This window comes from Thiohalocapsa halophila (assembly GCF_016583825.1).
GTDB classification, from domain to species: domain Bacteria; phylum Pseudomonadota; class Gammaproteobacteria; order Chromatiales; family Chromatiaceae; genus Thiohalocapsa; species Thiohalocapsa halophila.
In genome coordinates this window covers 17,144-29,137 of the sequence record NZ_NRRV01000002.1, presented here as the reverse complement: position 1 = coordinate 29,137, position 11,994 = coordinate 17,144, and the positions used below count along the sequence as shown (strand labels likewise).

Genomic DNA, 11,994 nt, shown 5'->3' with positions numbered 1-11,994 from the left:
TGCAGGCGCCGATGCCGAAGCTGCTGCGGCTGGCGGCGTCACTGGTGCTGGCGGCGCTGCTCGCGGGCTGCGGCGCGGGCGGCTTGGCGCCGGTGGACAGCCGCGACGGCTATGGCCCCGCGCCGCCGGGCTACTACCGCATCCGCAGCGGCGATACGCTCAGCGAGATCGCGGAGCACAAGCGCATGTCTATGCGCAAGCTCGCGGCCTGGAACGATTTGGCTCCCCCCTACAGCATCTTTGCCGGCGACCTCCTGCGCGTGGAGCCGCCGGACGGGCGCTCGCGCCGGGGCGGCAGCGGATCGCGGCGGGCGTTGGCGCGCACGTCGTCGCCTGGGCGGGCGCGTACCGTGAAAACGTCGGCGCGCACCACGGCTGCGGTCGCTGGAGCGGACGCCGCGAGCTCCGGCATCACCTGGGACTGGCCCGTGCAGGGCCCGGTCAAGCAGGGCTTTCGCACCGGCGACAGGACGCGGCAAGGCGTGCGCATCGCCGTCAACGAAGGCACGCCGGTTGCCGCCGCAGCCGACGGAACAGTGGTTTACAGCGGCAGTGGACTCAAGGGTTACGGCAACCTTATCATCGTGAAGCACAATTCCCGCTATCTGAGCGCATACGGCTTCAACCGCGAGCTCCACGCCCGTGAAGGCGATCGCGTCAAGCGCGGCGAGCGTGTTGCCGTCGCCGGTCGAGCGGCCAACGGCGAGGGCTTGCTGCACTTCGAGATTCGTCGCAACGGCGTCGCTGTGGATCCGCTTCGCTTCCTCCCGCCGTCGCGCTGAGAAGGCCACACCATCACAGGGTTGCGCCAGTCGCCCAGGCCGCATCCCGAAGCCGCTTGAGGGGTGTCCCATGTCCACGCAAGAACGCGATGACGAACCGGACACGGAAGAGGTGCCGGACGAGGAGGACATGCTGCTCGAGGGCGGCGACGCTGATCCGGCCGCCGACGACGATGCCGACGGCGCCGAGACCAGCGATGACCATGGCGGCGAGCGCGCCGCAGGCCACCGGTTTTCCGCCGGCGACAGCGACTTCGACGCCACGCGGCTGTACCTGAACGAGATCGGCGAGTCCAAGCTCCTCACCGCCGAGGAAGAGATCCACTACGCGCGCCTCGCCCAGCAGGGCGACGAGGAGGCCCGCTCGCGGATGATCGTGAGCAATCTGCGGTTGGTGGTGAAGATCGCGCGCCGCTACTTGAACCGCGGGCTGCCTTTGCTGGATCTCATCGAGGAGGGCAACCTCGGGCTCATCCGGGCGGTGGAGAAGTTCGATCCGGAGCGGGGCTTTCGCTTCTCCACCTATGCCACATGGTGGATCCGCCAGACCATGGAGCGGGCCATCATGAACCAGACGCGCACCGTGCGTCTGCCCATCCACGTGGTCAAGGAGATCAACGTCTACCTGAAGGCCACACGGATGCTGGCGCAGCAGCTGGACCACGAGCCGAGCACCGAGGAGATCGCAGAGCTGCTGGACAAGCCCATCGGCGAGGTCAAGCGCATGCTCGGCCTGAACGAGCGCATCGCGTCGGTGGATACGCCCTACGGCAAGGACGCGGACAAGCCGCTGGTGGATATGCTGCCCGACGACAGCGCCCAGGACCCGAGCGACGACATCCAGGATGCCGACATCCACACCAATCTGGACCATTGGCTGGATAAGCTGAACGACAAGCAGCGCGAGGTCGTCGAGCGGCGCTTCGGACTGCACGGCTACGAGCACTCAACCCTGGAGCGCGTCGCCAATGAGCTCGGCGTCACCCGCGAGCGGGTCCGCCAGATCCAGATGGACGCCCTGCGGCGCCTGCGGGACATCCTGGAAAAGGAGGGCTTCTCCGTCGAGGCCTTCTTCAAGTAGCCCGAGCCCGGCCCGCCGGCGCGGGCCGCCACTCCGGCCGCGCGGCGACCGCCGCGCGCCACCGGCTTCGCGACGCCGCTCGCGCGGCTCGACCCGTCGTGACCCGGGCCGCGGCCGACCGGCCCCGTCTGCGCAGCGTGCTCCCGACCCGCGCATGGGGCTCGGCTTGCCCGTGGGGCTCGGCCTACAGGCGCCCACCGTGCCCAGCGGAGGCCTCTCCAGAGCCTCGGTGTGCGGCGCTGTCGCACGCCTGCGCTACCCGTCCCGCTCAAAGCAAGCTCCGAGCCAAGGTCGCCGGTGCTCGCCGTGCGCGGCGGGAGCCTGTCCCGACGCCCCCGCCAGGCCGAAATATGCCAGAGAAATAGAGGGTTACGGCGTCAGGGCTATTCTTCTAGACGACTGTTCGGGATCAAGAAAACCGCGATTCCCGCCGGCGTCACCCAATCCCGAGTGTTGTCCTCAGCTTGACTTTCGCCCGGTGATCAATTGTCATTGCGCGGTCTAGGCGTTGTGGTTACAGCGCATGATTTCCAGGGTGGAAAACAGCAAGCGAAAGTCCTTTTTTCTCTAGTCCGTTAGAGGGTCCTATGGAAGCCACAGCCGATCGGCTAGCCGAGCAAAAATACAGTTTCGACGTTGTACGCTGGTTCACGATCATGGCGGTCGTGTACCTGGTCGTGGGCGCGGCCGTCGGCGTCTACATCGCCGCAGAGCTCGCCTGGCCGTTCCTCAACTTTGACAGCCCCTACCTGTCGTTCGGGCGCCTGCGCCCGGTGCACACCAACGCCGTCATCTTCGCCTTCGGCGGCTGTACCCTGATGGCGACCGCCTTCTACACCGTCCAGCGCACCTGCGGCGTCCGCCTGTGGAGCGAAAAGCTCGCCTGGTTCACGTTCTGGGGCTGGAACGCGATCATCGTGCTGGCGGTCATCACGCTGCCGCTGGGACTGACCCAGTCCAAGGAATATGCCGAGCTGGAATGGCCCATCGATATCCTCATCGCCGTGGTCTGGCTCGCCTTCACGGCCAACTTCGTCATGACCATCGCCATCCGCAAGACCTCGCACATCTATGTGTCGAACTGGTTCTTCCTCGGTATGATGGTGATGATCGTCTACCTGCACGTGGTGAACAGCCTGTCCATTCCGGTGGGTGTGTTCAAATCCTACAGCCTCTTCTCCGGTGTGCAGGACGCCATGATCCAGTGGTGGTGGGGCCATAATGCAGTCGGCTTCTACCTTACCGCCGGCTTCCTCGGCATCATGTACTACTTCGTGCCGAAGCAGGCGAACCGTCCGGTCTACTCCTATCGCCTCTCCGTCATTCACTTCTGGGCGCTGATGTTCGGCTATGTCTGGCTCGGTGCGCATCACTTGCAATACACCGCGCTGCCGGACTGGACCGGATCCCTCGGGGCCGCGGTCTCGCTGGCCATGATCATTCCCTCCTGGGGCGGCGCCGTAAACGGCATGATGACTCTCTCCGGGGCCTGGGACAAACTGCGCACCGATTACGTGCTGCGCTTCCTGATCATCGCCCTGGCCTTCTACGCCATGTCCACCTTCGAGGGTCCGGTCATGTCGCTGAAGACCGTGAACGCACTGTCCCATTACACCGACTGGACCATCGGCCACGTCCACTCCGGCGCACTCGGCTGGGTCGCGGGCATTTCCATCGGTGCCATCTACCATCTGATGACCCGCCTGTGGCACACCGAGATGTGGTCCGAGAGCCTGGTGAATGTCCATTTCTGGACTGCCACCATCGGTACGGTGATCTATGTCGTCGCCATGTGGGTGGCCGGCATCATGCAGGGCCTGATGTGGCGCGCCTATGACGAATACGGGACCCTGGCCTACACCTTCGTGGAATCCGTCGCGGCAATGCATCCGTACTACGCCATGCGCGCCGTGGGCGGCGGCATCTTCCTCATCGGGGCCGTGATTATGCTGTTCAACATCCTGATGACGGTGCGCAAGGCCTCGACGCAGGGCAGCCTGCGCGACGCCCGCGGCACCCTCACGCCGGCCGCAGCCTGAGCGCACGGGGCCTAGAGACGACGAATCTGGAGTACTGTAATGTCCGACAGCAACACCCCTCCGAAGGGGATTCAGGAGCGCATGGAGCGCAACATCTGGGGCCTGCTCATCGTGCTGGCCATCGTGCTCTCCATCGGTGGCATCGTCGAGATCGTGCCGCTGTTCTATCTCAAGAGCACCGAGGAGGCGAACCGCTTCCCCGAGATCGTGTGGAATAAGGAGAGCCCCGGCGCGGAGCCCATCGTGACCGTGAGCGCGGAAGGCAAGGAGCAATGGAGCTGGGAGCCCGGTGACGGTGTCCGTCCCTACACGGCGCTGGAGCTCGCCGGCCGCGACATCTACCAGCGCGAAGGCTGCTACCTGTGCCATTCGCAGATGGTGCGCCCGTTCCGCGATGAGCGTGAGCGCTACGGCCACTATTCACTGGCGTCGGAGTCCATGTTCGATCACCCGTTCCAGTGGGGCTCTAAGCGAACCGGTCCGGACATGGCCCGCGTCGGCGGCAAGTATTCGGATGAATGGCACCGTCAGCACCTTGTGGACCCGCAATCCGTGGTGCCGGAGTCCATTATGCCCGCGTACCCGTGGCTGCAGGAGCGCATGGTGAAAGGCAAGCGGATGCAGCGGCACATGAAGGGCCTGCGCGCCATCGGCGTGCCCTACAACGATGCGGACATCGAGAACGCACCCGCCCTCGTGAAAGGCAAGACCGAGATGGATGCGATGATCGCCTACCTCCAGGTCCTGGGCACCATGGCGAAGCTGGAACCCGGCGTGGATTACCGCCAATAAGATGTCGGACTATTTCAAGACTGACTGGGGCGCGATGACGCCGACCGATTGGGTCGGTCTGATCCTCACTGTCGTCATCTTCGTCCTGATGGTGGTCGCCTATTTCCAGGTGTTCCGGCCGAAGCATCGCGACAAGCTGGAATCCAGAAAGCACATCCCCTTCGACGAAGACCTCGAAGATCTCGGAGACAACGATGGCGGAAAATAACCCTTTTCCCGGTGAGCAAAACACCGGGCACTTCTGGGATGACAACCTGCGGGAGCTGAAGAACCCGCCACCGCGCTGGTGGATGATTGCGTTCTGGGCCTCGGTCGCCTGGTGGGTACTGTACGCAATCCTCTATCCCATGTGGCCGGCGCTGCCGGGGCAGGCCGAGGAGGGCGAGGACTTCACCCCCGGCATCCTCGGCTGGAGCTCCATCAAGGAGTACAAGCAGGGCGTGGCACAGGTCGAGGCGGTACGGGCGAAATACGACGAGCAGATCGCCGACATGACGCCGGCGCAGGTCGTCGATGATCCGGGGCTGCTGCAATACACCCTGGCGTCGTCGAAGGTGCTCTTCGGCGACTACTGCGCCGGCTGTCATGGCAGCGGCGGTCAGGGCAATCCGGGCTATCCGGTGCTGGCCGACGATGACTGGCTCTATGGCGGCTCGCTGGGCAAGATCAGCGAGAGCATCACCAACGGTCGCAAGGGCGCGATGACGGCGCACGCCAGCATCCTCAGCGACGCGGAGATCGACCAGCTCTCCAAATTCGTCGTCGAGCTATCCGAGGGCGGCGAGGGCAGTGAGGCCGGCTGGGCGCTATACAACGAGAAGGGCTGTCAGGCTTGCCATGGCCCCAAGGGTGATGGCGTGCTCGCTGAGCTCCCCAACGGTGAGATCGTGACAGTCGGCGCGGCGAACCTCACGGACAGCATCTGGCGCTTCCGGCCCGGTGGCTACGAGAGCGCCAAGCACACCATCAAGTATGGCGTGAACCAGCCCGGGGTCGAGCAGACGCGGGATGCGGTCATGCCCGCCTTCTCCGACGTCGGGCAGTTGGAAGGCAAGCTTACGCCGCAGCAGATCAAGATGCTGTCGGTATACGTCCACCAGCTCGGTGGCGGACAATAGGCACCGCCCGACGGGCCGCTGCGCGACGTCGTCGGCGGCCCCGGCCGGGGCTCAAATCGGGGAGTCGAGGAGGATAGCATGCACTTCGACGCGGTTTTTTGGGGCTCGATCATCAGCGTCATCATCGCCGTTGTCATCTTTATTTACCTGGCTTTCAAGGTGGTGAAGCTGATGAACGAGGACGCCGAGCGACACAAAGGCGGTGGAGAGCAGTCTTAACGGAGATAGCGATTGAGCGGCCAGCCTGGCCAGAAACCCGAGGGATCCAAAAAACGCGGTTTCCAGGCTCCTCCATTGGTAAGCGCTTGCGAATGGCGGTGCAGCAAGGCCCGCAGGGGGATGCCGAATAGTTGCGGCATTCCCCTGGACTAAGGCAAGCGGGGGATGAGAGGCGGAGCAATGGGGATCGCGCAGATCCCCTTTTTTTTTGGCGAATGTTATTGCGGGTCCGTGACGGCTATCGTTCGCGTCATCGCGCAGCGCAAGCCCACCAACGCCGACGGCCGTGTGGTCGCGGCCCGCAACTGAACGACGGTGGACCCGATGTCTGAGAGTACTTCCGGTGGCGCACAGACGGCGGGCATGGACGAGATCTATGCCGAGGCCGAGCAATGGCACGTCAATACCGGGAACGAGACCATCCATGCCAAGCGCGTCCCCGGGCGCTGGCGCACCATCAAATGGCTGGCGGCCTCGGTTTGGCTGATCTTCTTCCTTGGCCCTTATTTGCGCTGGGACGGACGGCAGGCGGTGCTGTTCGACATCCCGAATCGCCAGTATCACCTGTTCGGCGTGACCGTGCTCCCGCAGGACTTCTGGATGCTGTCGTTGTTGCTGTTGTTCTTCGCCATCCTGCTGGCAGTGGCTACGGCGCTGGCCGGACGGGTCTACTGCGGCTACTTCTGCTTCCAGACCGTGTGGACGGATGTTTTCACACTGATCGAAGAGAAGCTGGAAGGCAATCCGGCCCAACGCCGCAAGCTGGAGTCGGCACCTTTGACCGGCCGCAAGCTCCGCGTCAAGGCGCTCAAGCACCTCGCCTGGGTGCTGATCGGCTTCGTGACCGGCTTCAGCTTCGTCGCCTGGTTCTATGGTGCGGGGAAGCTCTGGCAGGACTTCTTCGTCGGTAACGCCAACGCCGCCGTTTACGCGTCGGTGGCCTTGTTCACCGTGGGCACCTATGTGCTTGCCGGCTGGCTGCGCGAGCAAGTCTGCTTCTGGCTCTGTCCCTATGCCCGCATCCAAGGCGTGATGCTGGACCGCACCACCGTGGTGCCCACCTATGACGAGCGCCGCGGCGAGCCGCGCGGGCGCATGCAAAAGGGTGAGACGGAGGCAACGCGCACCACCGGCGACTGCGTCGACTGCAACCAGTGTGTGGCGGTCTGCCCCACTGGTGTGGATATCCGCCAAGGTCAGCAGGAGGGGTGCATCACCTGCGGGCTCTGCATCGACGCCTGCAACGCCGTCATGGACAAGGTGGGACGCCCGCGCGGACTGATCCGCTATGCCTCCCTGGACGAAATCGAAGGCAAGTCCGCGCCGCCCATGATCGCCAGACCACGGGTTTGGGTCTATGGGGCCATTCTGGTGCTGGCGCTCTCCGGTATCATCTATGGGCTCTCGTCGCTGTCGGCTATCGAGCTGAAGGTCCTGCACGAGCGCGCGCCGCTGTTCGTGCAGCTGAGCGACGGCTCCATCCAGAATAAATACACCCTGAAGCTGCTGAACAAGACCAGCGAAGACCTCATGGTATCGGTGTCTGTTGAGTCCGAGGTGCCGGTGACCCTGAGCGGTGCCGAGGAGCCCATCGCGGCCAAGCACGGCGAGGTCAACCCCGGCATCGTCTTCGTCAAGATGGATCGGGAGCACCTCGATGCCGAGCGCATACCGTTGACCTTCGTCGCGGCCGCCACCCTGCCGGACGGCACCGAGGTCGAAGCGACCCGTGAGAGCGCCTTCTTCGGACCCAAACCCTGACCCGAGCCTTGATCGAGACCGCCGATGCAGAACCCGACCATGACCGCTGCCGAGGGCCCGCCTATGGACAACGACGCCGAGCCGCGCCCATCCGCGCGGCGCTGGACCTGGAAGAACCCCTGGGTGCTCGGCTGGATCGGTGCAGTCGTGGTGGTGCTCGGCGTCAACATCACCATGGTGACGCTGGCCATTACGACCAATCCGGGCCTGATCCGCGACGACTACTATGAGCGCGGCCGAGACGTGGAGCGCACCATCCAGACCCGGTTGGCGGAGGGGCCGCAGTGGACTATCCAGATCGACACGCCGGCGGACATCCGTGCCGAGCAAGCGAGCCGGGTGCGTTTTGCCGCCGTCGACAAGGTGGGCCAGCCGGTGGGCGCTGATCGGGTCAAGTACTTCGCCTATCGTCCCTCGGATGCGGACCGTGACTTCTCTCTGCCGATGACGGAGGTGGGCCCCGGGCTGTTCGAAGCAGAGGTGACCTTTCCGCTGGGCGGGATTTGGGACACAGTCGTGTCGGTGCATCACGGCGAGGGCGCCCACAGCTTCGCCGCGCGCATCAGTGTCGGTCAGCCCTAGTCACCAGCCGGCTGCTCCAGCCGGCCGCCCCAACCGGGAGACTCAGCCGTGACCGCCAGTGTTGGCCAGTAGCGCCCGCCGCGGCACAGGCTCAGCCCATGCCGGATCCCGCCCCGAACCGATCGCGCCCGAGACAACCGCTCAGCAACCTCCACCGACGCAGTGACCGCCTTCCAGGACAGCGCCCGATTGGCGCAGGGCGAGCCGGCCCCGGCGCCGTGCTATCACTGCGGCTTACCCGCCGAGGCCGGTATCAGCGCGGAGGTGGGCGGCGGGCTGCGTCACTTCTGCTGCCAGGGCTGTCGGGCCGTCTGCGCCGCCATCCACGACGCCGGCCTCCAGGGCTTCTACCGGCGGACGCCGGAGGGCCAGCTCCTCGGCCCGCCGCCGGAGCCGCCCAAGGACTTGGCGCTCTACGACCTCGACGAGATCCAGCAGGAGGTCGTGACCGGGTCCGCCGACGAGCGCGAGGTCAATCTGCTGGTGGAGGGCATCCACTGCGCCGCCTGTGTCTGGCTCATCGAGCAGGGCCTCGGCGGCGTCGACGGCGTGCGCGAGGCCCGGGTCAACCTCACCGGGCGGCGGCTGCGGGTCAAATGGGACAGCACCCGGGTGCGGCTGTCGGCGCTGCTGCAACGCCTCGCGGACCTCGGCTATGCCGCCGTGCCCTTCGACCCGCAGGCGGCAGAGGGGAGCATCCAGCGCGAGAACCGCCGGCTGCTCTACCGCATGGCCTTCGCCGGCTTTGCGGCGATGAACCTGATGTGGATCTCCATCGCCCTCTACGCGGGAGCCGACCAGGGCGAGTACCGCGGCCTCTTCCATTGGATCGGGCTGCTCATTGCGACGCCGACGCTGGCCTACTCAGGCTGGCCCTTCTACGCTGGCGCCTGGCGCGGGCTGCGCCGGCTGCGCCTCGGCATGGACCTGCCCATCGCCATCGGCGCGTCCATCACCTATCTGTATTCGCTCTACGTCACCGTCGGCGGCAGCGGCCATGTCTACTGGGACACGGTGGTCAACTTTCTGTTCGTGATCCTCGTGGGCCGCTATCTGGAGGCCATCTCCAAGCGCCGGGCGGTGTCCGCGACGCAGCGCCTACTGGACCTCCAGCCGCGGGTGGCGACCCTGCGCAAGGACGGCGAAGAGTCCATCGTGCCCATCTGGGCGGTGCGCCCGGGCGATGTCATGCTGGTGCGCCCGGGCGAAACCATCCCCGCCGACGGCGAGGTCATCCGCGGGCGCAGCCGTGTGGACGAGTCCATGCTCACCGGCGAGTCCACGCCGGTGGCCCGGGCGGTGGGCGACAGTGTCTCCGCCGGCACCCTCAATGGCACCGGCAGCCTGGAGGTGCAGGTCGCCGCGGTGCTGCGCGACAGCGCACTCGGGCGCATCGTGGAGCTGGTGGAATCCGCCCAGGCCAGCAAGGCGCCCATCCAGTGCACGGCGGACCGCATCGTGCCCTGGTTCGTCGCCGTGACCCTGGCCCTGGCGGCCGTGACCTTCGGCTTCTGGGTGCGCCAGGATGCCGAGACGGCGCTGATGGCCGCGACCTCGGTGCTCATCATCACCTGCCCCTGTGCCTTCGGCCTCGCCACGCCCATGGCCATCGCCGTGGCCTCCGGCACCGGAGCCCGTCACGGCATCCTGGTGAAGAACGGCGCCGTGCTCGAGACCCTGTCGTCCATCGGCCACTTCGTCTTCGACAAGACGGGCACCATCACCGAAGGCCGCCCGCGGGTCATCGCCGTGCGGGATGTCGGGGGCGAGTGGCCGCTGGCGACGCCGGCGGCCTGGAGCGAGCCCCGCCGACGGCAGCTCGCGGTCGCAGCCGCGCTCGAAGGGCACTCGGAGCATCCGGCGGCGCGTGCAGTGGTGGACCTCGCGGAGGCGGCCGGCGTCCGCCACAAGGCGCTGGCGGTCGATGACTTCGCCGCCGAGCCCGGCCATGGCGTCAGCGCCCGGGTGGACGGCAGCGCGCTGGTGATCGGCACGGCGGACTGGCTCGCGCGCAACGGCATCGCCGTGACAGCCGGCCTCGCCGACGAGGGGGCAGGCGCAGACGCCGGCGATGGGACTGTCTTCTGCGCCATCGACGGCGCGGCAGCCCTGCGCTTCACCCTGCGGGATCGCCCGCGGGCGGATGCCGCCGACACTATCCGCGCATTGCGCGCCGACGGGATTCGCGTCACCCTGCTCACCGGCGACCGCCGCCGGGTCGCCGAGGCCGTCGCCGCGGAGGTGGGCGCGGATCAGGTCATCGCCGAGGTGCTGCCTGCGGACAAGGATGCCGTCATCGGCGGACTGCGGGACGCCGGACAGCGCGTGGCCATGGTGGGCGACGGTATCAACGACGCCCCGGCATTGGTGCGCGCCGATGTCGGTATCGCCGTGGGCAGCGGCACGGATGTCTCCATCGCCAGCGCCGACATCGTGCTCATCGCGAGTGAGCTCGACCGGGTGCGCGATGCGGGCCGCCTCGCGCGGCGCACGCTGCGGGTCATCCGCCAGAACATCGGCCTGTCCATCACCTACAATGTGATCATGGTGCCGCTGGCGATGGCGGCCCTGATCACGCCGCTGGTGGCGGCCGTCTCCATGCCCTTGAGCTCGCTCGCCGTGATCGGCAATTCGGCCCGTATCCGCGGCTTCGTCGACGCCGACAGGCCGCGCCGGTCCCGCGGCGGCGCCTGATCCCGGCGGTCCCCAACAACGGGCCGCCTATCAAGCGCTCGGCCAGCGAACGGTCCCCCAAGCAAGAACCGGCCCCAAGAAAGAACCGGCCCTAGCCAAGCGGCGAGCCGGTATTCCGAACACCCCTGCGGAGGCAGCGATGGAAGTCATCTACGGCCTGATCCCCGGCATGCTGGTGCTCGGCCTGGTCGCCGTGGGCGTGCTCTTCTGGGCCGCCCGCAGCGGGCAGTTCGAAGACCTCGACGGCGACGGCCAGCGCATTCTGATGGACGACGATGTCGACGAGCGCGACCCGCGGCGCTTTCCGGACGCGGACGACTGAGCCCGGATTCGGTCTTCGTTTCTCAGACACCGGCTCTAGATTAACTCGCCTGCACCCGATGCGGAGCTGATCGCCATTGTGGCGGCGCGTCGATGCCGCGGCGATATCAGGATCCGGTGCGCTCGCTGCTCCCCCGCATGGTGCGCCGCAGTATCGGCAAGCTCTCCCACAGGTACCAGGCCAGCGCCAGCCCGGGCACCAGCCAGCCGCTGCGCACCAAATGGCGCGCCAGCAGCAGCAGGAACAGCGTCAGCGCAAGGGTGCGTCGGTCGGCGCGCAGGCCGGTCGCCGCAATCGGCTGTGGCGGCGGGGTGCACTGGGGATGGTGCGCCGCGATCCGGGGCGAAGGCGAGCCCACCAACCGAATACCAGCGGTCCTCAGCGCCGGTTGCGCCAGTGCAGCGGCGCTGCGCGTCTGCGCTGCCAGATGCAGTGTGAGGCAGGCCGTGGCGGCGCAGCTGCGCACCGACGTGATGCCCGGCGCCTGTCGTAAGGCGATGGCCGCGGTCTCGAGCCAAGGCCCATTGTGCCGGCGTGCAGGCACCCGCAGCCGCAGCCGGGCGCTACTTTGGTGCACCACGTAGGCGGCCTCCATGAGCGAGTG

At 66.6% G+C, this 11,994-nt stretch carries 13 protein-coding genes; 12 read left to right on the top strand and 1 reads right to left on the bottom strand.

Annotated elements, in window-relative coordinates:
- The first annotated feature begins 11 nt into the window (after nt 1-11).
- The 12 genes from CKO31_RS01295 to ccoS all read left to right on the top strand — a co-directional run bounded on the left by CKO31_RS01295 (nt 12) and on the right by ccoS (nt 11,390).
- Nucleotides 12-782 (top strand): peptidoglycan DD-metalloendopeptidase family protein, encoded by a 771-nt coding sequence (locus tag CKO31_RS01295; protein ID WP_242475057.1) that lies wholly within the window; start codon nt 12-14, stop codon nt 780-782.
- Nucleotides 783-852: 70 nt separating this feature from the next.
- Nucleotides 853-1,863, top strand: a complete 1,011-nt coding sequence (rpoS, locus tag CKO31_RS01290; protein WP_200233272.1) for an RNA polymerase sigma factor RpoS — start codon at nt 853-855, stop codon at nt 1,861-1,863.
- A 587-nt stretch (nt 1,864-2,450) separates the two neighbouring features.
- On the top strand, nt 2,451-3,902 hold the full coding sequence (gene ccoN / locus CKO31_RS01285) for a cytochrome-c oxidase, cbb3-type subunit I (RefSeq protein ID WP_200233271.1): 1,452 nt from the start codon (nt 2,451-2,453) through the stop codon (nt 3,900-3,902).
- Nucleotides 3,903-3,941: 39 nt separating this feature from the next.
- The gene (gene ccoO, locus CKO31_RS01280) at nt 3,942-4,694 is read left to right on the top strand and encodes a cytochrome-c oxidase, cbb3-type subunit II (RefSeq protein ID WP_200233270.1); all 753 of its coding nucleotides are present in this window, start codon (nt 3,942-3,944) and stop codon (nt 4,692-4,694) included.
- A gap of 1 nt (nt 4,695) precedes the next feature.
- Nucleotides 4,696-4,902, top strand: a complete 207-nt coding sequence (locus CKO31_RS01275; RefSeq protein ID WP_242475056.1) for a cbb3-type cytochrome c oxidase subunit 3 — start codon at nt 4,696-4,698, stop codon at nt 4,900-4,902.
- A complete protein-coding gene (gene ccoP, locus CKO31_RS01270; RefSeq protein WP_200233263.1) occupies nt 4,889-5,812 on the top strand; it encodes a cytochrome-c oxidase, cbb3-type subunit III in 924 nt (307 codons plus the stop codon). The genes CKO31_RS01275 and ccoP overlap by 14 nt, the downstream gene beginning before the upstream one ends.
- 78 nt (nt 5,813-5,890) lie before the next feature.
- Nucleotides 5,891-6,031: a hypothetical protein gene (locus CKO31_RS01265; protein WP_200233258.1), complete on the top strand. Its 141-nt coding sequence runs from the start codon at nt 5,891-5,893 to the stop codon at nt 6,029-6,031.
- A 180-nt stretch (nt 6,032-6,211) separates the two neighbouring features.
- Nucleotides 6,212-6,340 (top strand): hypothetical protein, encoded by a 129-nt coding sequence (locus tag CKO31_RS27125; protein WP_274607662.1) that lies wholly within the window; start codon nt 6,212-6,214, stop codon nt 6,338-6,340.
- A 15-nt stretch (nt 6,341-6,355) separates the two neighbouring features.
- The gene (ccoG, locus tag CKO31_RS01260; RefSeq protein ID WP_200233257.1) at nt 6,356-7,792 is read left to right on the top strand and encodes a cytochrome c oxidase accessory protein CcoG; all 1,437 of its coding nucleotides are present in this window, start codon (nt 6,356-6,358) and stop codon (nt 7,790-7,792) included.
- A gap of 24 nt (nt 7,793-7,816) precedes the next feature.
- Nucleotides 7,817-8,374, top strand: coding sequence for a FixH family protein (locus CKO31_RS01255; RefSeq protein ID WP_242475055.1), 558 nt, complete (start codon nt 7,817-7,819; stop codon nt 8,372-8,374).
- A gap of 162 nt (nt 8,375-8,536) precedes the next feature.
- The gene (locus CKO31_RS01250) at nt 8,537-11,068 is read left to right on the top strand and encodes a heavy metal translocating P-type ATPase (RefSeq protein WP_322789066.1); all 2,532 of its coding nucleotides are present in this window, start codon (nt 8,537-8,539) and stop codon (nt 11,066-11,068) included.
- Nucleotides 11,069-11,207: 139 nt separating this feature from the next.
- Nucleotides 11,208-11,390 carry a cbb3-type cytochrome oxidase assembly protein CcoS gene (ccoS, locus tag CKO31_RS01245; protein WP_200233249.1) on the top strand — a complete coding sequence of 61 codons (183 nt, stop codon included), beginning with the start codon at nt 11,208-11,210 and terminating at the stop codon, nt 11,388-11,390.
- 106 nt (nt 11,391-11,496) lie between these two features.
- Here the strand turns inward: ccoS and CKO31_RS01240 are convergent, their stop codons facing one another.
- Complete coding sequence (locus CKO31_RS01240; RefSeq protein WP_200233247.1) at nt 11,497-11,985, bottom strand: hypothetical protein; 489 nt, start codon at nt 11,983-11,985, stop codon at nt 11,497-11,499.
- Between the last annotated feature and the right edge of the window lie 9 nt (nt 11,986-11,994).

Coding starts and splice junctions, on each gene's coding strand:
- CKO31_RS01240 (WP_200233247.1), bottom strand. CDS start 11,985: ATGGAGGCCGCCTACGTGGTGCACCAAAGTAGCGCCCGGCTGCGGCTG.
- CKO31_RS01295 (WP_242475057.1), top strand. CDS start 12: ATGCCGAAGCTGCTGCGGCTGGCGGCGTCACTGGTGCTGGCGGCGCTG.
- ccoO (WP_200233270.1), top strand. CDS start 3,942: ATGTCCGACAGCAACACCCCTCCGAAGGGGATTCAGGAGCGCATGGAG.
- CKO31_RS01265 (WP_200233258.1), top strand. CDS start 5,891: ATGCACTTCGACGCGGTTTTTTGGGGCTCGATCATCAGCGTCATCATC.
- ccoS (WP_200233249.1), top strand. CDS start 11,208: ATGGAAGTCATCTACGGCCTGATCCCCGGCATGCTGGTGCTCGGCCTG.
- rpoS (WP_200233272.1), top strand. CDS start 853: ATGTCCACGCAAGAACGCGATGACGAACCGGACACGGAAGAGGTGCCG.
- CKO31_RS01255 (WP_242475055.1), top strand. CDS start 7,817: ATGCAGAACCCGACCATGACCGCTGCCGAGGGCCCGCCTATGGACAAC.
- CKO31_RS01275 (WP_242475056.1), top strand. CDS start 4,696: ATGTCGGACTATTTCAAGACTGACTGGGGCGCGATGACGCCGACCGAT.
- ccoP (WP_200233263.1), top strand. CDS start 4,889: ATGGCGGAAAATAACCCTTTTCCCGGTGAGCAAAACACCGGGCACTTC.
- ccoG (WP_200233257.1), top strand. CDS start 6,356: ATGTCTGAGAGTACTTCCGGTGGCGCACAGACGGCGGGCATGGACGAG.
- CKO31_RS27125 (WP_274607662.1), top strand. CDS start 6,212: ATGGGGATCGCGCAGATCCCCTTTTTTTTTGGCGAATGTTATTGCGGG.
- ccoN (WP_200233271.1), top strand. CDS start 2,451: ATGGAAGCCACAGCCGATCGGCTAGCCGAGCAAAAATACAGTTTCGAC.